The sequence below is a fragment of the Ferrimicrobium sp. genome (assembly GCF_027364955.1).
GTDB lineage: Bacteria > Actinomycetota > Acidimicrobiia > Acidimicrobiales > Acidimicrobiaceae > Ferrimicrobium.
Window position 1 is genome coordinate 12,351 of sequence record NZ_DAHXOI010000006.1, and the last position, 18,586, is coordinate 30,936.

Here is an 18,586-nt window from a genome sequence, read left to right on the forward strand (position 1 = left end):
ATTCAAAGATGATGAGCGAGAACTCGCTCGTTCACTACGGGACTCACCGGTTGCACCAGCGAAACGATCAACGAGTGCAGAGGCCAAGGCTAGAACCAAGCACAGCTCTGACCAGATGCCAGTACATAGCTTTGCAACCCTCATGGAGGATCTCTCGAGCGTGGTAGCCAACCGGATTACCCCGAGAGACCAAGACCTTGACTCCTTTGTCATGATTGCGACACCTACCCCCATTCAGAGCCGTGCCTTTGAACTCCTTGGGGTCTCTAGCAACCTTGGCTATGTGTAGGCAGGACTAAAAACACAAACACCCTGGTAGATGGCAGTATTGGTCGGGGTGGTGGAGTTCAGCCTCATCACTAGACGGTTGGTGAGTCCAAGGCCAGGTGGGATATGTTTTGGTGTATTTGCCTTGCGATCTACCAGCGAGCTCCTGAGTTCGTTCGATAGGTTGGAGATTGACCGAACGGCCCTTATGGTCGCCGACGTGCGGCGAGTGGGCCAGTGTTCCACCACCGGTTTTGAAAGCGCCAGTTAGTATCGTCCTGTGGTGGTCGTGAGGGCGTCGACGCTCGTGCGCGGTGGACAGCGAGCAAGGCGAGAGTGGCTGCACTGACCAGTGCCACCTCTTCTTCATCAGTAAACTCGCTCATAGCGGGATATTTCCGTGCTTGCGTCGAGGCAATTCTTCGCGTTTGGTCTCGAGCATGGTCAAGGCTTGAATGAGGGTTCGCCGCGTCTCAGCTGGATCGATGACATCGTCGATGTAACCTCGCTCCGCTGCGATGTAGGGGTTAGCATAACGTTCGGTGTATTGGTCGATCAGCTCTTGGCGTTTTGTGATCGGATCTGCTGCAGCGGCAAGCTCTCGCCGGTGGATCACCTCGACGGCTCCCTGGGGACCCATGACGGCCAGTTCGGCGGTTGGCCATGCATAGGCGAGGTCGGAACCGATGGATTTGGAGTTCATCACCACATAGGCGCCGCCATAGGCTTTGCGGGTGATGACCTGTATGCGTGGAACCGTGGCCTCGGAGTAGGCGTAGAGTAGCTTGGCTCCGTGGCGAATAATGCCACCGTACTCCTGGTCCACACCAGGGAGGAAACCTGGGACGTCCACGAAGGTCAGAATGGGGATGTTGAAGGCATCGCAGGTTCGCACAAAGCGCGCTGCCTTCTCCGATGAATCGATGTCGAGGACACCGGCGAGGACCGCGGGTTGGTTCCCAACAACACCGACCACCTTACCATCCATGCGACCAAAGCCGCAGGTGATGTTACGAGCCCAGTGGGCGAAGTACTCCAAATATTCACCATGGTCGAGTACTTCACGAATGACGTCGCGCATCTCGTATGGCTGATTCGAGTTCTCTGGAATTAGGGAACGCAACTCTTCATTCAGACGACCCGGGTCGTCAGTGGCCTCAATGGCCGGCGGCGACTCCAGATTATTTGAGGGTAGAAAATCGAGGAGATACTTGACCTCATCAAGGCACGCCTTCTCATCACTGACCACAAAGGAGGCAACACCTGACTTGGTCGCATGACTCATCGCACCGCCGAGTTCCTCTAGCGAGACCTCTTCGCCGGTAACTGTCTTGACGACATCTGGACCGGTGATGAACATGTGCGAGGTTTGTTCAACCATGAAGATGAAGTCGGTCATGGCCGGTGAGTAGACCGCACCTCCGGCGCAGGGACCAAGTATCACACTGATCTGTGGGATTACCCCTGACGAGGCGACGTTGCGCCGAAAGATACCGCCATAAGAGTGGAGAGAGACGACGCCTTCTTGGATACGGGCTCCAGCACCATCGTTGAGCCCGATCATGGGAACACCGACTGAGGCGGCAAGATCCATGACCTTGTGGATCTTCTCGGCAAAAACCTCGCCGAGTGCTCCACCAAAGACGGTAAAGTCTTGGGCGAAGAGGCAGACGCGTCGGCCGTGGATTGTGCCAAAACCGGTGATGACACCGTCGGTGTAGGGGCGGCGTTCATCGAGGCCCATACCGTGCGCACGGTGGCGCGCGAGGAGGTCGAGTTCCTCGAAGGATCCCTCATCGAGGAGGTAGTCGACGCGCTCTCGCGCTGTCATCTTCCCTTGCCCATGTTGTTTGGCAACTGCGGTCTCTGTACCTGCGTGGTAAGCCTGGTTGCGCCGCTTCTCAAGCTCGTCAATCCGTGCAGACATTGGATGAGTACTCATGTTGCTCTAGGCTATCAGCTACCATTGCCGATCACGGAGGTAGCCCGGTGACGATCGAGGAATTGGTGGCCTTTAGCGCTTCGCTTGACCCTGACGATGCCGGCCGCCTCTATCGGCTCGGGATCTTTCCGATGCCGCTCGCTGACGGTTACGGTTGGTTCTATCCTGCGACTCGAGCGGTGATCGTGATCGATGAATGGTCACTACGTTGTCCCCGCAGTACTGAGCAACTCCTTCGCACCTATCGCGTGGGTATCGATATCGATCCGATGGCGGTCGTCAGCTCCTGTGCAAAGCTGCCACGCCCTGGTGGCTGGATCGATCAGACGATGATCGAGTTCTATCGTGGTCTTAAGGATCGCGGTCTTCTGCATTCGGTTGAGGTTCGAGGTCCAGATGATGCACTCGTTGGTGGTCTTTTTGGTGTTGGCGTCGGCGGGATCTTTGTCGGTGAATCAATGTTTCATCTGGTACCGAACGCCTCGAAGCTGGCGCTCTTTGCACTGGTACGGGTCGCGAGCAACCTTGGGTATCGTATCGTGGATGGGCAGTGGCCGACTGACCATCTTGCAACGCTTGGCTTCGCTACGATGGCAAGCACCCAGTATGCGGAGCTCCTCCTCAGATGTGCACCAATGGAGCCAGCACTCTTTCCAACGGGATTGCTTAGCCGGGACCAGCTCAGACTTCGCGACCCCGGGTGATCCGGTTGTGTAGGTACCAGGCGCCGGGAAGGAGGCCAGTGGCCAAGAGCAGCTTGATCAGGTCGCCCAACAGGAAGGGAGTGACGCCCAGCGCGAGTCCGCGACCGATACTGAGGTGGAGGTCGAGCATCAGGAAGCCCATGCCGAAACCATAGATGATCACGTTACCGATCGTCATAAGCAATACGGTGCGTCCGAACTTACGATCAAGACCCTTTTCGGCGAGGTAACCGACGACGGCGCCTGCGGCGATGAAACCAAGCAGGTAGCCAAAAGTTGGATCGGCCGCGATTTTGAGACCACCAGTAGCTCCAGCAAACCAAGGAACCCCCACCAGTCCAAGCCCGACGTAGAGCAGGCTCCCAAGAGTTCCGCGTCGTAGGCCGAGCGCGGCACTTCCGATCAGGACCGCGAAGGTCTGACCGGTGATGGGAACAGGTGTGAACGGCAATGGGATGCTGATTTGGGCGAAGATACCGATCGCTATGGCGAAGACTCCGATCAAAGCGAGGTCGGTCACAAGACTTTCGGGGAGCAGATCACTCAGACTCCGTTGGCGTAATCCCTGTTGTTGTAGGCCCTGGTTCAGCACGGAACCCCTCCTTTCGATGGTGTGGTCTCGATTGCTAGAGTATCAATCATCGCTAACCGTACGACAGTTCAAGGATACATGGCGGCCATCAGCGCTCCGACGCTTGTGGGCCTGGGAGTGGCCGCGACAAGCCGCTTAGTGGCCTATCCTGCACTCGCTAGTCAGGGAGCTCGGTATCTGTTGGGTGCACTGATCCTGCTCGTCGTGTTTGGCGGGCGAGTCAAACCGTTAGCTCGCCCAAACCTGCGAGATCTCATCGCGTTGGTCACCCTCTCCGGAGTCGGGCTCGCTCTCTTTTCTGTTGCCTCCGTCGAGGCGTTGTCTGATGCCTCCGTAGCAGGGGTAGGGGTGATCATCGGTTGTGTACCCATTGTGCTGGCCGTCGTCGGAGCCCTGGCTGAACGGCAACGACCAGATCGTGGTGTGGTTGCCGCTGCCATCATCGTCACTGTTGGCTCGCTTCTCGTCAACGATGTAGGCCGCCTTGGAGACAAGGGGCTGGTGTTCGCGGTGATCGCTATGCTCTCGGACGCAACCTTTTCACTGCTCTCGGTTGGCTTGGTCAGAAAGTTCGGTGCAGTACCGACGGCGTTCGCGACGACACTGATCGCAGGAGTCGCGATGCTTGTGGCCTCGCCCCCTTTTGGAGGAGGGCTGCCGATGCCAACCACCACCGAGTGGGTGGCGATCATCTATCTTGGGCTCACCGTCTCGGCAGCTTCGTTCGTCCTCTGGTATCAGGGACTCGCTGCGTTAGGGGTTGCTCGTGCGGGGCTCTTTGTCGCCATGATTCCGATCGGCGCCCTCGTCGGTGAGGCGATCCTTGCGACGAGAACCCTCACCTGGCAGGCGGTGATCGGTGTGGTCGTGGTCTTTGGCGGGCTCCTTCTTGGAACCGCGACCCGGCTACGCCTCCAGGCGAAGAATCGCCTCGATCTCGATGGGGGTCCCAAGGGGGAGGGAGCTGACCCCAACGGCTGATCTCGTATGCCGTCCGCGATCTCCAAAGACCTCCACCACCAGATCTGAGGCGGCGTTCATCACCGTTGGCTGTGCGGTAAACCCAGGCGCGCTGGCGACAAAACCAGTGAGCTTCACCCACTGCGCGATCCTCTCAAGCCCTCCGAGGTCGGTAGCCAACCGAGAGAACATGTTGATCATGCACTGACGGGCTCCGGCTTGTGCCTCCTCGATGGTCACGGTATCACCAACGATGCCGGTCACCTGGAGCGTATCGCCGATGAGCGGGAGTGTGCCCGAGACGTAGACGAGCGAGTCGACAACGAGGGTGGGTAGATACGAACCCTTGGCTCCTGGAGCCGCCGCCAGCTCGATGCCTAATGTGGCCAGTTGATCCTTGATGGTCATACCCCAGACGCTAGTCGATGATGAGCGGACTTGTCATCGGGCTAGATGCGAAGCCGGTCGATCAGGAGATAACCAAGGAGTCCCAAGAAGGCGGTGACGATGATCGAGAGAGTGAGCATCCGCCATTGGAGCGGGTTGAAGTGGCTGGCTGGCTGATAGGTGATGACTTCTCGTATCGATCGAAGTTCCTGACAGGCGGGTTTCGAGCTTGCGACGTTGAGCGCACCATTAGGGCTCGCACAGTGGTTCTGAATCGCGATCATCTGGAGAAAGTCCATTCGGCGGCCGTGGTTGAGGTAGGTGGTGCTGATCGACACACTGTTGGCGGGTGGGGATAATGAGTTGAATGCAACCGCGTTGTATCTATTGCTGCCGGGGGGTTCGCCATTGACTTTGAGCGCTGCCACTCCGGTCAACAGGTACGGGCCTGAGGTGGAGTCGGTTGGTAGTAAACGTAAGGAGATATTGATCCCGATCGGGAGGAGGAGAAGGGCGAGGAGAATGCTGATGAGGGTAGTAACCGTCGGTGCTTTGGTGACGAGTCCCACGAGGCAGGTTAATGCGGTCAGTATCAGGGAGTAGCCGATTGTGGCTGGCCCGAGCTCGAAGAAATAGCTCCAATATGGTGGTATCGAGCTCAGGAGGTGAGGTGCGACGAGAAATCGAAAGCCACTTGCGGAGACAGCTGAGAGGATGGCGGTCATCAAGAATGCGGCGAGGAGGTTGGTGACGAGCCAGCGTCGCCGCGATATGCCTTGGGTGAAGAGATATGAGCCTGAACCATCATCGAAGGCATTCGCGATGCGGGTCCCCAACGAACCAATCGGGATCACCACGGGAATGATGAAGGCCAGCGCGATGGACACTCCGGTGACGATCGAAATCGTCCGGTTGCTGGGAAGGTTGATGCCAGGTCGATACGTTGGGTACGTGTGAAGCAAAATCCAGGCAAGGGCCCACCAGATGATCTCAAGGATGAGGGTGACAAGAAAAAGGGTAAGTACTCGAGACTCGTAGAGAAGGTTGCTGCGGCTTGAGTGGAGGAGCGGAGGCCTCCTCGTGTTCGCCGCGGGGTCGGTGATCAGGTTCACGGGTGCTCTCCTTCGCTGGTGGTGGACACGAAAGCTGGTGATCCATCTTCGTTGTTACGCTGTCGCTTGGCGCCATCGAGATAGCCGATGACGATCTCCTCGAGGCCAGGGTGCGCGAGATCGTCATCACTTGGACCACTACGTCGCACTAGGGATCGTCCGCCGCCAGCGGTGACCAAGGTACCATCCGTGTCGCGCATGTCCGCGAGGTAGACATGGTGCTCAATCAGTGTGTCGATCGCCTCAGAGACGAGCAGTTGGCCGCCATCGAGGATGAGCAACCAGTCACAATCGCGCTCGATATCGGCGACGAGGTGCGAGGAGAGCAGTATGGTCGTTCCATCTTCGCTGGCCGTTGCAAGGACCTCTCCCATAATGCCGCGTCGTGACATCGGATCGAGCGATGCGAGCGGCTCGTCCAGGAGCAGCAGTCGAGCATGCCTCGCTAGAGCGGTGGCGATAGCGATGACTTTACGTTGTCCCTCCGAGACTCGTTTGATACGGACGTTCGTGGTGAGGTCAAACCGGTCGATGAGCTTCAAGAAGAGCGCTCGGTCGAAGCCGGTGTTATAGCCCTCGCAGAGGTGTCCAAGATCGGCGATAGTCAGTTCTCGGGGCAGGGATGCCCGTTGGTCGACGAGCGCGAGATCACCACGGCGAAGAGGCTGGCCGTCGAGGGTAGCCTTGCCTGAGAGGATGGGTCGTAGACCCGCGAGACAGTGGAGGAGAGTCGTCTTGCCAGCTCCGATTTGCCCAACAAGACCCGCAACCCTCGAAGCTTCCAGGTGAAAGCTCATGCCGTGTAGGATCTCCTTGCGCTGGAGGCGATGGAAGAACTCCTCCCGGCGTGCGAGATGCGTGAGCTCCTGAACTTCTAGACCGCTATGTTGCACTGCTTCTCCCCTTCGTTAATGTCAGGCGTTCTAGTGCCATTGAAAGTGCGAGTTTGATATCGTCGTCAGTGAGCCCATCGTTGATCGCTTGGACCACCACGGCGTCGAGGCGCTCGGCCAGCTTGCGGTGGACCGTTTCGTTGCCGAGGAATGGATTGTGGACAATGAGCGTGCCAATTCCCTGTTTGGCGAGCGTGATCCCCTGTGCCTCAAGGGTTTTGTAGGCTTTGAGGGCGGTGTTGACGTTGATGCTCGCCTGGCGGACCACCTCAGTGACGGGGGGGAGTTGATCACCGATAACGAGTCTGCCGAGGCGTAATGCCGCCAACACTTGGTTGACGATCTGGCGGTACGCAGGAACTCCGGTCGATCGGTCGATCAAGAAGACGATCCCATGCATGTCTTCCCGCTCTTGCCCCATACCTTTAATATACTAATACTATAGATAAACTATGTCAATATTCGGTAGGAATTATTGCGTGATGGGGCAACGTGGTTGCATTGCGTTCTTGCTGGGCTTGGGTTCCAAACGCTAGGTGACGGGTGGCCTGTTGCGACGGTGATCGCGGCCAACATCGCTGCTATAGCGCAGTCAATTCGGTGCTCCCTAGCTTGTCAAACGATGAATGGGAACTGGTCCTTAGCGGAGTCTTGACGTTGGAGAGACAACAGTGGTCGCCCATGATGCTCGGCAGTGACATCGCCCCACGCCTCCATCGCGGACCCTCGTCCTGCCCTCGCAGTTCCCAGGGCGTGATCACCCGATACGGTGTGAATGTGGATGAGACGAGGATGAGCGAAGCCTGCTTGCGTGGGTGAGAGACTTTGCACCTCACGAGGTCGAGCCGATCTTGGTGGTTTAGCGGTTTGGGCTCGATTCTCGCTGACACTTGTTGATCAGTGTTGTTGAGGACCAGTTGTCGCTAGCCAATCTTCAGAGCTGATCATTGATTTTGCTTAGGCTAACCTTAACAATATGAGTGCTTCGACCCAGGCATCGCGGGCTATCCCCATTGCAGGGGCCGGTATCGTCCTTGGCAGCTATGACTTGGCTGCCATCTCGGTCGCTTTTGCACCGATTCGTGATCAGTGGCACCTATCCGCTGGGGTTGTCACCTCGCTTGGAACAGCGACGTTGGTCGGCATGCTTGTCGGGTCGCTTGCTGCTGGTTTCCTGGCGGATCGGATTGGCCGTCGTGCCGTGATCGTGGGCGATCTCCTTCTCTTTGCCATCTCTGCTCTATTGGCAGCCTTTGCTCCTGATTTTGCGGTGCTAACGGTGGCGCGACTCGCTACCGGCGTGGCGGTCGGAGTGGATTTTGCGGTGGTCTTCCCGTTTGTGGCTGATATGGCCACTTCGCACAAAAAGGGTCGCTCGATGGCTTGGATCCTCTTTGGGGCGAACTTTGGAACACTCGCTGCCTATGCGCTCGGAGGGTTTATGCTCGCCCATCTGGGTCCCCTTGGCTGGCGAGTCCTTTTGGGCTCAGCGGCCTTACTGGCGCTACCGCTTCTTCTCTTCCGGCGGCGACTCATTGAGGCTCCGAGTTGGTCGCTGCTTACCCCGTTGACATTTCGCCAACTCAGGCAACGCGCGGCGCTCGCTCTGCGACATGAGCGTCTCGGTGCACAGGCGCTCGCAACCCTCCTCTACCAGGTCACTGATCAGGGTATCGGACTGGTCTTGCCATTACTGTTAGTCACGGTGCTTCAGACATCAGCGAGCTCAGGGGCGTTTGACGCGGCAATAGTCAAGGTGGTCACGATTCCCGCATCCCTGGTGGCGGTGCTGCTTATCGATCGCGTGAGTCGACGAAGACTCCAGATCACTGGGTTTCTGGGTCGTGCGGTCCCTCTCTGTTTGCTCGGTCTCGCACTGATCGACGGTCTTCACATCTCCCCACTCATCATTGGGCTACTGCTAGCCAGCAGCTACTTCTTTGGTGCCGCGGGCCCTGACAAGACGACCGTCATCTCGCCATCGCAGTACGCTGCGCCAGAGATACGTGCCTCTAGCCAGGGGCTATCGCAAGCGTCAGGACGACTCGGAGGCATCATTGGTGTGACCGGTTACGCCATTCTCGTCGCTATTGCTGGTCCAGGAGCGGGGCTTCTCCTCTTTGGGGTCGCTTGTCTGCTCGGAGCGATCGTCTCGTTCGCGGCGTTACCCCGATCGAATCCGGAGATCGTTCTCGGTGAAGATGATCCCATCTGAACCATGGCGAAAGCGTGCATACTGGGCACTGTAGGTGCTCGTGCGGACAAACAACACGGCTGTTGCTCTGTGGTGTAACAATAGCCAGCCACCCAACACCGCGTTTGGGGCAGGAAGGCTCCGCAACACGACTGGATCCAGAGTTGTCAGTGAATCGTCAGCGCGCCTCCGCACTCTTGCACCCTTCATACGGTACCTGTTGAATAAATAAATTAGATTTTTGCCTGCATGATTGTATTGATACATGTAGGATAGTGAATCAATTCATTCACTAAGAGAACGGGGGGTTCTATGTCGACTGAAGCGAGCATGATGGAGACACGCTCAATTGAGCAGATACCGACGCAAGAGCGCCATGGTCGTCCCTTTTCGCTCTTCACACTCTGGTTTGCATCGAATTTTCAGATCAATGCATTGGTGACAGGTGCGGTAGCAGTGGCTCTCGGTCTCAATTTTGGCCTCGCATTGCTGGCGATCGTGGTTGGTAACCTGATCGGTGCGCTATTTATGGCCTATCACTCGGTCCAGGGTCCAAGGCTCGGATTGCCGCAAATGATTCAGTCACGAGCGCAGTTCGGGTATCGAGGTGCGATTCTCCCGTTCGCGGTTGTTGTGGTGATGTATTTGGGCTTTGCGGTAGCGGGGGGCCTTGTTGCTGGACCGGCGCTTGCCAACTGGATCGGGATCTCTCGGGACCTGGGTGTCGTTATCTATAACGTTGTAGTGCTGGTTGTGGCGCTGTTTGGCTATCGTCTCATTCATGCGGTCTCGCGTGTCATCTCAGTACTGAGTGCCGTTGGATTTGTCATTATCTTTATTGAACTCATCCAGCATGTGCCCTCGAACTATCATGGCACGGCGAACAACCTCGCCACTTTCATGCTGGCAGTATCGATCTTTGTCTCATGGCAGATCACCTGGGCGCCCTACGTGTCGGACTATTCGCGTTACCTCCCGAGGAAGACGAAGGGCTCGGTGACCTTCGCCTATACCTTTGTCGGTTCTGCAGCGGGAGCGATCTTGATCATGGGGGTTGGGGCGCTTGGAGCGGCTATTAACTATAACGCATTGAACGCCGATCCCATTGGATTCCTCGGACATCGGGTACCAGCGGTAGCGGGGTTGCTTATCGTTCTTCTGCTCCTCAGCCTGCTGCCCGCGAGTGCAGAAAGTCCCTATGGCGCATTTCTTACCGCTTTGAGTGCGATATCGGCGAACGGGAAGTTGCGCTCGACGAAGCGAGCGCGTGCGATCTTTGTGGTGAGCTTTACGGTACTGTCATTGTTGGTCACCATCTTGTTCCCCAACAACATTCTCAACAACTTTGAAAACGTGATTCTCTTTCTCCTCTACCTCCTCGTCCCATGGACGGCGATTAACCTCACCGATTATTACCTGGTCCGGCACGGCCACTATGATGTCGCTGGACTCCTTCGACACCATGGCCCCTATGGGCAATGGAATGTCGGAACCTTGCTGATCTACGGCGTAACGATCCTGTTGGAGGTCCCCTTCGTGAACTCAAGCCTGTACGAGGGCCCGATTGCCAAACATCTCGGCGGTGCAGATATCTCCTGGATCGTCGGGCTTGTCTTTGCTACGGTCGCTTATTACCTCTACGCTAAGTGGCAAGGCATTTCCGATCAATCGGAAGGTGAAGTCGAGGAGGTGCAAAGCTGACAAGCTCAATGCCAATCTCAACGCAGCTGTTGACGTTCAAGTCGATACTCGAAGGACACAGGCTGACCCCGGTGCAGCGCAGGATTGCGCAGACGCTGGCGGCGCACCTAGCCCGTGCCGACTATCTCACGACCTCTGAACTGGCCGAGCTCGCCGGGGTATCACAGCCCTCGGTTGTGCGTTTTGCAACGGCACTCGGCTACTCGGGTTACGCTGAGCTCCGCAGAGCGCTACGCGATCTCGGATCGGGTGAACGGCACCAGCAGGATCCTGGTGCGCTGAACAAGTACCAGTTGGCGATCTCGGAGGAGATTGCCAACCTGAGCCGACTGAGTGCCCTGTTGGCCGATGGGTCTCAGCTTGAGCGAATCGGGTCGATTTTAGCAGCGAGCAAACCGCTTGTCATCGTTGGTGTTCGGGCTTCGCAGGCACTCGCGCGTTATGCTGCGTTCTACGCTCGGAAGGTCCATCCGTATGTACTCGTAGTGGAGGAAGCTGGTTCTTCGGCAGTTGATCAGCTGCACGAGGCTCGCCAGGCCGGAGCATCTGCCATGTTGGCCGTGGCGATGCCACGCTGGCCACGCGACCTGATCCCTCTCTTGGAGACGGGACGGAGATTGGGCTACTGCATGGTTGGCCTCACTGATCAGTCAGGCTCTCCGACGCTCGACTATATGGATTATTCGTTGTTGGTTCCTGTTGGGACGACACTTCTCTACGACACCCACGCTGCCGCCCTGCTTGCCCTTTCGCTGCTCGTCGAGGCAACTGCAGATGCGGATCCGTCGGCCGCTGAAGTGCTGATGGAGGCCTTTGAATCAAGAGCGAGCACGTACCAGTATTTCCTCAAATCCTGAAAGGTAGCGATGCATTCACCGACCCGTCTCTCCCAACTCTTTGCCCAGATCGCGGCTATTGGCCGTGACGCAGCGGGTAGTGGGTATCGCCGTTTCGCCTACTCTGATGAGGACCGTGAACTCCGGACATTCTTTGCCGAGACAGTTAGCGAGCTGGGACTTACTGTCAGTGTCGATACTGCTAACAACCAGTGGGCCTGGTGGGGCAACCCAGACCTCGATCCTCGGCACAACCTCGTGCTTGGATCGCATCTTGATTCGGTTCCTGCTGGTGGTGCCTACGATGGTCCGCTCGGTGTCCTGTCTGCAATCTGCGCGGTCGAACAACTCCTCCGTGATGGCTTTCGTCCTCGTGCTGCGGTGGGAGTCGTCAACTTCATCGACGAGGAGGGAGCTCGCTTTGGGGTGGCTTGCCTGGGGTCACGCGTCCTTACCGGAGAGACCACCTCGACCCGTCTTTCCCAACTGCGCGATTATAACGGGAGATCTTTCGGAGAGGTGGTGAGGGCGACGGGGGTCGACCCCACCCAGCTGAGACGGGATGAACAAGTACTCTCGCGTATCGGGCGCTTTGTGGAACTCCATATCGAACAGGGACATCAACTCATCAACCTCGACGCACCCATCGGGCTGGCGAGTTTCATCTGGCCCCATGGTCGCTGGTCAACGACACTGGCGGGTGTGCCTAATCATGCGGGGACCACACCCCTAGCGGAACGTGATGATCCGGTCATCAGGGCAGCGAATTTTGTCCTTGACCTCACCGCGTGTGCGGAGCGACACAAGGCGGTAGCGACCTGTGGCAAGATCGTCGTCGAACCCAACGCGGTCAATGCGATCGCCTCTAAGGTGCACCTTTGGGTCGACGTTCGGGCCGAGAACGCTGATCGACTCGAGCGTCTCGCGGCGGAGATTGGGGAACTCGCTCATGGATACGGGGGCGTCCTCGTCAATGAATCTCTGACGCCTGCGACCGTCTTTGACACAGCATTGACGGCAGCGATTGGCTCGATTCTTGGTCACCCCCCGGTCATCAGTACTGGAGCAGGGCACGATGCGGGCATCCTGGCGTTGCATGGGATTCCTGCGACGATGCTCTTTGTCAGGAACCCCACCGGCGTATCGCACTCTCCGCTGGAAGAGGCCGACGAGGAGGACATGGATGCCGGGGTCGACGCCTTGATACAGGTGATCCAGGGTCTGAGCGGATGAGGATTTTCGCAGATCTCGCCCTTGTTGCGCCAGGTGACCTACGGTCGAAGATGGTGGTAACGGTTGAGGGAGGCCGCATCGTTGGACTTGAGGAAGGCACCCCTGAGGGGAGTGACTCGGTGGTCGGGTTCTTGATGCCTGGTGCCTGCAACGGTCATAGTCATGCCTTTCATCGAGGACTCCGGGGCCGCGCGATTCAAGGCGCGGATGATTTTTGGCGATGGCGCGAGGCTATGTATCGTCTTGCCGAGCGATTGGAACCCGATGCCTACCTGGAACTTGCGACGTTGGTGTTTCGTGAGATGCGTCTCGCAGGTTTCACCTCAGTAGGGGAGTTCCATTACCTGCATCGTGGCGCGAATGCTCAGACCTATGCGGATCGGAATGCGATGGGTCGAGCTTTGATCGAGGCAGCTCGACAGGCCCAGGTGCGTCTCGGCCTTGTCGACGTGGCCTACCTCCACGGTGGGCTTGGCGATGCGGGATATCTTCCGCTCCAAGGGGTGCAGCGTCGCTTTGGGGACGTCGATGTCGAGACCTACCTGGACCGGGTCGGGGAACTCGATGACTCTGCAATGGTTCGCATTGTACGTGGAGCTCATTCGTTGCGGGCGGTCTCGCTCTCGGAGCTGGCGGTGATCGTCGAGGAGGTTGATGGGGCCCCTTGGCATCTACACCTGATGGAACAGGCAAGGGAAGTCGATGCGATTGTCGACTACTACGGAGAACGCCCGCTCCGGTTGCTTGAGGACCGAGGACTAATCGGCCCATCGACGACGCTCGTGCACCTCAATCAAGTCATCGAGTCTGAACTCGCCTGTCTGGTACGGACAGGCGCTGTGACCTGCGCTTGCCCCAGCACTGAGGAGGACCTTGGGGATGGTCTTTCACCGGCGGGTCGCATGCTACGGGCTGGAGCTCGAGTGAGTATCGGAACCGATCAACACGTTCATATCGATGCACTCTTGGAAGCCTCCCGTATCGACGCACACGAGCGGCTTCGCACCCATCAGCGTTCCTCGGTCCATACTGATGCGCTTTGGTCAACACTGTGGGCGCATGACACCATCGGCTTTGGCGAGGCGGGGCGGATAGCCCCCGGTGCACTCGCCGATCTGGTAGCCCTCGACCTTAGCGAGCCTGGGATCGCGGGTGTTGATCCGGTTGAGCTTGTTCGCCTTGGAACCCGGGCTGCAATCACCAAGGTCTGGGTCGATGGACGAGAAACGACTACCGACATCGACGAGGAGCGGCGTGAGCTTGGCATGCAGCTTCGGGCTACGCTCGCCAGGATAGAAGGGAAGTACTGATGGGAAATCGACACGATCCAGACCGATCGATCAAGGCACCGAGAGGAACAGAGCTGACCTGTCGGAGTTGGCTCACTGAGGCACCGTACCGAATGATCCAAAACAACCTTGATATTGAGGTAGCGGAACATCCGGAGGATCTTGTTGTCTATGGCGGTATCGGACGAGCGGCGAGGGACTGGGAATCCTTCGATCGGATCCTCGCCACCTTGCGTACATTGGGTGATGACGAGACGCTTCTTGTACAGAGTGGTAAGCCGGTGGGAGTGTTCCCTACCCATCCGGATGCGCCAAGGGTTTTGATTGCGAACTCGAATCTGGTCCCGCACTGGGCGAACTGGGAGCACTTCGATGAACTTGATGCCAAGGGTTTGATGATGTTCGGTCAGATGACGGCGGGAAGCTGGATCTATATCGGATCGCAAGGCATTGTTCAGGGAACATACGAGACCTTTGTCGCAGCAGCACAGACCCACTTTGGTGGCGACCCCTTTGGTCGTTGGATTCTTACGGCCGGTCTTGGTGGTATGGGAGGTGCCCAGCCGTTGGCGGCGACGATGGCCGGCTTCTCGATGCTGGCGATTGAGTGTGATCCAAGTCGTATCGAACTGCGCATACAGACGGGTTACCTCCAACATCGTGCGCTCTCGCTCGAGGAGGCGATGGGCCTCCTCGAGCAGGCGAAACGGTCGGGCCATCCCACCTCGGTCGGTCTTTTGGGCAATGCGGCCGAAGTGATCGAGGAGATGGTCGAGCACAACATCGTACCTGACCTGGTGACCGACCAGACGAGCGCTCATGACCCCCTTCGAGGTTACCTCCCAGTGGGTTATAGCCTCGATGAGTGGCGCCGTGCGAGTGATCCCACTCGGCTCGTGACCGATGCCAAGCACTCGATGGGACGGCATATCCGGGCCATCCTTGGAATGGTCGATCGGGGCGCGATCGCCTTTGACTACGGAAACAACATCCGCCAAGGTGCCTATGAGGCTGGCGTGGAACGTGCCTTCGAGATCCCTGGTTTTGTCCCCGCCTATATCCGACCACTGTTTTGCCGAGGGTATGGTCCATTTCGATGGGTGGCGCTCTCGGGTGATCCCGAGGATATCTATGCGACCGACGCCAAGGTCAAGGAGCTGGTCGATGACGACCCGCATCTCCACCACTGGCTTGATATGGCCAGAGAACAGATCAAGTTTCAAGGATTGCCGGCAAGGATCTGTTGGCTAGGCCTGCGAGACCGAGCACGGGTAGGACGAGCCTTTAATGCGATGGTGGCCAGTGGCGAACTGCGAGCGCCGATCGTGATTGGACGAGATCACCTCGACACCGGCTCGGTAGCGAGTCCTCATCGTGAGACCGAGGCGATGCGTGACGGCTCCGATGCGGTCTCTGATTGGCCACTCCTGAATGCGATGCTCAACGTTGCGGGCGGTGCGACCTGGGTATCGCTGCACCACGGTGGAGGGGTTGGGATGGGGTACTCCCAGCACGCCGGTCAAGTCATCGTCTGCGACGGCTCCGCCGAAGCGGATCGTCGCCTGGCTCGGGTTCTCTTTAACGATCCAGGTACGGGTGTGATGCGACACGCTGATGCGGGCTACGACGAGGCGATCGAGGAGGCCCGAGCACGGGGACTCAAACTCCCCTCTGTTGGTGCCTAGATGGAGGAGCTACTCTTTGGGAACTGCTCACTTGCCGATGTGGATGTCAGTGGCTCCCTTCGATTTGTCCAAGACGGGCTCATCCATATCCAAAATGGGAGGATCGCCTTTGCGGGCCCACGCGGCGAGCGAGGAGATCTTCCCCGGCGACTTGAGCTTCTCGATCTTGGATCACGACTCGTCACCCCGGGCCTCGTCGATTGTCACACGCATCTGATCTACGCCGGTGATCGGCTTGGGGATTTTTTAGCTGAACGTGATCCCGTTGCTTTGGATCAGCACCGATTCCAGTCGGGTGGGATCCTGGCCACGGTGGCGGCCACCAATAGTGCCCCTCGAGAGTCGTTGGTCACATTGGCGCGAAGGCGCCTCGATCAGATGGCCGATCATGGCGTCACCAGCGTCGAGATTAAGTCGGGTTATGGGCTTTCTCTGGAGGGTGAGCGTCGACTCCTTGCGATTGCCAGAGAACTCTCGGGCTACCGTGACATCGAAGTCGTGACCTCCTTCCTGGGTGCACACACGGTGCCAGCCGCCTTCGCAGATGCCCCTAGCGACTACATCGCGTTCCTTGTCGAGGAGGTGATGCCGATTCTGGCTGGCGAGGGGTTGATCGACATGGTCGACTGCTTTATTGATCCTGAGGGCTTCTCGCCGGCTGTCATCGTTCCGTACCTCATGCGTGCCAAGGAGCTTGGGTTGCCCCTGCGGGCCCACGTTGACCAGTTTGGTGCGGTCGGGGGAGGAGAGCTCGCCACACGCTTTGGTGCGCGTTCCATCGATCATCTCGAGCACCTCTCGCAAGCTGCGATTGTCGCTGCTCGGTCGGCTGGCACGGTGGCGGTGTTGCTGCCATTCGCCTCGCTCCATAAGCGGTTCCCCACAAACCCTCCTGTGACGGAGTTGCGAGCTCAAGGCGTTGTGATGGCGGTAGCGACCGATCTCAACCCTGGCACTTCGCCGACGAGCAGTCTCTTGCTGGCCGCCTACCTTGCCGTGACGCTCTATGGGCTGCGGCCGGTCGAGGCCTTCGCTGGCGTGACTCGCCATGGTGCCCAAGCGCTGGGGCTCAGCGACCGCGGCTCCCTCGAACACGGTAGCCGTGCGGACCTCGTAGCTTGGGAGGTGGCTCATCCCTATGAGCTCGTGACGAGTGTCTTTGATCAACGTCCTCAGCGCCTTGGATCATCACGCCGTGGCACTCACTAATTGCGTCGTGGTCCCACCTCTTTGTGATACGCCTTTGCGACTGATGATCATGAGAGGTTGACAAGCTCGCTGAACGCGTCGAATATGACGGACGGAGTGGCGTATCGGTAGGGCAAGTAGGCTGGCAAGTCAGTCGTATTGTTGACCAACAGGAGCAGTCTATGCCAACTACCACTACCAAGCGAAGCCGGGGACCGCTAGCGGTCGGGCTCGTGGTGGTCGTCATCGCCGCCATCGTGGTGGCTTTTCTCTTCACTCGTAAATCCAATCAATCGAGTTCGTCACCGACTTCTGCGGTGCTGGGCTCTGCAGTGCCCCAGGATGTGTTAGCACGCGTCACCGACATCCCCGAGAGTGTGCTCACTAAGGTAGGTGTCAACCCGGCGTTGGTCTCCCCTCCACAGGTGATCAAAGGGGGTAAGCCGCTCACGCTCAATGGCAAGCCTGAACTGCTCTATGTAGGGGCGGACTTTTGCCCGTACTGCGCGGCTGAGCGCTGGGCCATCGTTGGGGCACTCTCGAAGTTTGGGACCTTTAAGGGGCTAGAACTCATGGAGTCGAGCGGTACCGATGTCTATCCTGACACGAATACCTTTACGTTTGTGCATGCGAGCTATAGTTCTCCGTATCTATCACTGGTCACTCGGGAGATAGAGACACGGACCCATGCGCCACTGCAGACACTCACCACTAAGGAGAACGACCTCCTCCAGATCTATGATGTGCCACCGTATGTCCCTTCGACCCAATACGATGGGTCCATCCCCTTCGTCGATTTTGCCAACAAGTTTGTGATCGATGGGGCGAGCTACTCTCCCCAGGTACTCGCTGGCTTGAATTGGCAGACCATCGCGGCGACGCTGTCGGACCCGAGTTCCCCCGTTGCGAAGTCCATTGGAGGGACGGTGAACGAGATCACCGCGGCGGTCTGCGTGATGACCCATAACCAACCAGGATCGGTATGCAAAACCTCACTCATTCACAGTCTCCAAAAGAAGCTCTGACCGATTACCCCCTGTGGGTCATCTGGCTGGTGCGCATTCTCGCCCTCGGGGCGCTTGGCGTCGCCATATATCTAACCATTGCCCACTATGACACCAAGGTCTCCCTGCTGTGTCCAGACAACGCCACCATCAACTGTCAGGAGGTCACCACCTCCCCACAGTCGATGATCGTTGGCATCCCCGTTGCCGTGTTAGGTCTTGCTTACTACGTCATCGTCTCTGTCCTTGCTTGGTGGCCAAGAGCAAAGGCGACTACGACCTTTGAGTTGATCCGTCTGATCGTCGCCCTAGGGGGAGTAGGGTTCATCCTCTATCTGGTCTATGCCGAGATTGTGGAGATCGGAGCGATTTGCCTCTGGTGCACGAGTGTCCACCTCATCACGATTCTTATCTTCTTGTTACTGCTCTATGCCTGGATGACCTATCGTGATCGGCTGAGCGGTGGACTGGCTACCGCCAAACGTGATGTAGGCATCTGACGAGGACTGATCACCGGCAAAGAGAGCCGAACCTCTCTGCCTAGAGACGGGGGGGTTGCGCCTCTTGTCGGTCATCCCGGACAGTCTGGCGGTTGATGG

Annotated in this window: 18 protein-coding genes and 1 pseudogene; 12 read left to right on the forward strand and 7 right to left on the reverse strand. The window is 58.0% G+C overall.

Annotation, left to right across the window (positions count from 1 at the left end):
- Positions 1–289, forward strand: a pseudogene (locus M7Q83_RS05490) (IS1634 family transposase); the annotation flags it as partial.
- Between the two features lie 184 nt (positions 290–473).
- Here the strand turns inward: M7Q83_RS05490 and M7Q83_RS05495 are convergent.
- Both M7Q83_RS05495 and M7Q83_RS05500 read right to left on the reverse strand, forming a co-directional pair.
- Entirely contained in the window at positions 474–653 is a 180-nt protein-coding gene (locus tag M7Q83_RS05495) for a hypothetical protein (protein WP_298336189.1), read from the reverse strand.
- Positions 650–2,209 carry an acyl-CoA carboxylase subunit beta gene (locus tag M7Q83_RS05500; protein ID WP_298336190.1) on the reverse strand — a complete coding sequence of 520 codons (1,560 nt, stop codon included), beginning with the start codon at positions 2,207–2,209 and terminating at the stop codon, positions 650–652. The genes M7Q83_RS05495 and M7Q83_RS05500 overlap by 4 nt, the downstream gene beginning before the upstream one ends.
- A gap of 47 nt (positions 2,210–2,256) precedes the next feature.
- Here M7Q83_RS05500 and M7Q83_RS05505 point away from each other — a divergent pair, with 47 nt between their 5' ends.
- The gene (locus M7Q83_RS05505; RefSeq protein WP_298336191.1) at positions 2,257–2,913 is read left to right on the forward strand and encodes a leucyl/phenylalanyl-tRNA--protein transferase; all 657 of its coding nucleotides are present in this window, start codon (positions 2,257–2,259) and stop codon (positions 2,911–2,913) included.
- On the opposite strand, the gene M7Q83_RS05510 is transcribed toward M7Q83_RS05505, so the two are convergent.
- Positions 2,891–3,505 (reverse strand): biotin transporter BioY, encoded by a 615-nt coding sequence (locus M7Q83_RS05510; RefSeq protein ID WP_298336192.1) that lies wholly within the window; start codon positions 3,503–3,505, stop codon positions 2,891–2,893. The genes M7Q83_RS05505 and M7Q83_RS05510 overlap by 23 nt on opposite strands.
- 78 nt (positions 3,506–3,583) lie before the next feature.
- On the opposite strand from M7Q83_RS05510, the gene M7Q83_RS05515 reads away from it, so the two are divergent.
- Positions 3,584–4,486, forward strand: a complete 903-nt coding sequence (locus M7Q83_RS05515) for a DMT family transporter (RefSeq protein ID WP_298336194.1) — start codon at positions 3,584–3,586, stop codon at positions 4,484–4,486.
- Here the strand turns inward: M7Q83_RS05515 and M7Q83_RS05520 are convergent.
- Genes M7Q83_RS05520 through M7Q83_RS05535 form a run of 4 tightly spaced genes read right to left on the reverse strand, consistent with a single transcriptional unit; the run spans position 4,412 to position 7,278 of the window.
- Positions 4,412–4,873: a RidA family protein gene (locus M7Q83_RS05520; RefSeq protein ID WP_298336196.1), complete on the reverse strand. Its 462-nt coding sequence runs from the start codon at positions 4,871–4,873 to the stop codon at positions 4,412–4,414. The genes M7Q83_RS05515 and M7Q83_RS05520 overlap by 75 nt on opposite strands.
- A gap of 41 nt (positions 4,874–4,914) precedes the next feature.
- Positions 4,915–5,964: a hypothetical protein gene (locus M7Q83_RS05525; RefSeq protein ID WP_298336198.1), complete on the reverse strand. Its 1,050-nt coding sequence runs from the start codon at positions 5,962–5,964 to the stop codon at positions 4,915–4,917.
- Positions 5,961–6,857, reverse strand: a complete 897-nt coding sequence (locus tag M7Q83_RS05530; RefSeq protein ID WP_298336200.1) for an ATP-binding cassette domain-containing protein — start codon at positions 6,855–6,857, stop codon at positions 5,961–5,963. The genes M7Q83_RS05525 and M7Q83_RS05530 overlap by 4 nt, the downstream gene beginning before the upstream one ends.
- Positions 6,847–7,278, reverse strand: coding sequence for a GntR family transcriptional regulator (locus M7Q83_RS05535; protein WP_298336203.1), 432 nt, complete (start codon positions 7,276–7,278; stop codon positions 6,847–6,849). Before M7Q83_RS05535 ends, M7Q83_RS05530 begins: the two co-directional genes overlap by 11 nt.
- Positions 7,279–7,833: 555 nt before the next feature.
- Between M7Q83_RS05535 and M7Q83_RS05540 the strand changes: the two genes are divergently transcribed.
- The 9 genes from M7Q83_RS05540 (at position 7,834) to M7Q83_RS05580 (ending at position 18,487) form a co-directional block, all read left to right on the forward strand.
- The gene (locus M7Q83_RS05540; protein WP_298336205.1) at positions 7,834–9,072 is read left to right on the forward strand and encodes an MFS transporter; all 1,239 of its coding nucleotides are present in this window, start codon (positions 7,834–7,836) and stop codon (positions 9,070–9,072) included.
- Positions 9,073–9,384: 312 nt separating this feature from the next.
- Entirely contained in the window at positions 9,385–10,752 is a 1,368-nt protein-coding gene (locus M7Q83_RS05545; protein ID WP_298336206.1) for a cytosine permease, read from the forward strand.
- A gap of 8 nt (positions 10,753–10,760) precedes the next feature.
- The gene (locus tag M7Q83_RS05550; RefSeq protein WP_298336208.1) at positions 10,761–11,609 is read left to right on the forward strand and encodes a MurR/RpiR family transcriptional regulator; all 849 of its coding nucleotides are present in this window, start codon (positions 10,761–10,763) and stop codon (positions 11,607–11,609) included.
- Positions 11,610–11,618: 9 nt separating this feature from the next.
- Positions 11,619–12,821: an allantoate amidohydrolase gene (locus M7Q83_RS05555; protein ID WP_298336210.1), complete on the forward strand. Its 1,203-nt coding sequence runs from the start codon at positions 11,619–11,621 to the stop codon at positions 12,819–12,821.
- Positions 12,818–14,131 (forward strand): formimidoylglutamate deiminase, encoded by a 1,314-nt coding sequence (locus M7Q83_RS05560; RefSeq protein WP_298336212.1) that lies wholly within the window; start codon positions 12,818–12,820, stop codon positions 14,129–14,131. Before M7Q83_RS05555 ends, M7Q83_RS05560 begins: the two co-directional genes overlap by 4 nt.
- Positions 14,128–15,795 (forward strand): urocanate hydratase, encoded by a 1,668-nt coding sequence (gene hutU / locus M7Q83_RS05565; RefSeq protein WP_366526376.1) that lies wholly within the window; start codon positions 14,128–14,130, stop codon positions 15,793–15,795. The genes M7Q83_RS05560 and hutU overlap by 4 nt, the downstream gene beginning before the upstream one ends.
- On the forward strand, positions 15,796–17,004 hold the full coding sequence (gene hutI / locus M7Q83_RS05570; RefSeq protein WP_298336215.1) for an imidazolonepropionase: 1,209 nt from the start codon (positions 15,796–15,798) through the stop codon (positions 17,002–17,004). It begins immediately after the preceding gene.
- 161 nt (positions 17,005–17,165) lie between these two features.
- A complete protein-coding gene (locus tag M7Q83_RS05575; RefSeq protein WP_298336218.1) occupies positions 17,166–18,008 on the forward strand; it encodes a DUF929 family protein in 843 nt (280 codons plus the stop codon).
- The gene (locus M7Q83_RS05580) at positions 17,966–18,487 is read left to right on the forward strand and encodes a vitamin K epoxide reductase family protein (protein WP_298336221.1); all 522 of its coding nucleotides are present in this window, start codon (positions 17,966–17,968) and stop codon (positions 18,485–18,487) included. Before M7Q83_RS05575 ends, M7Q83_RS05580 begins: the two co-directional genes overlap by 43 nt.
- The last annotated feature ends 99 nt before the right edge of the window (positions 18,488–18,586 follow it).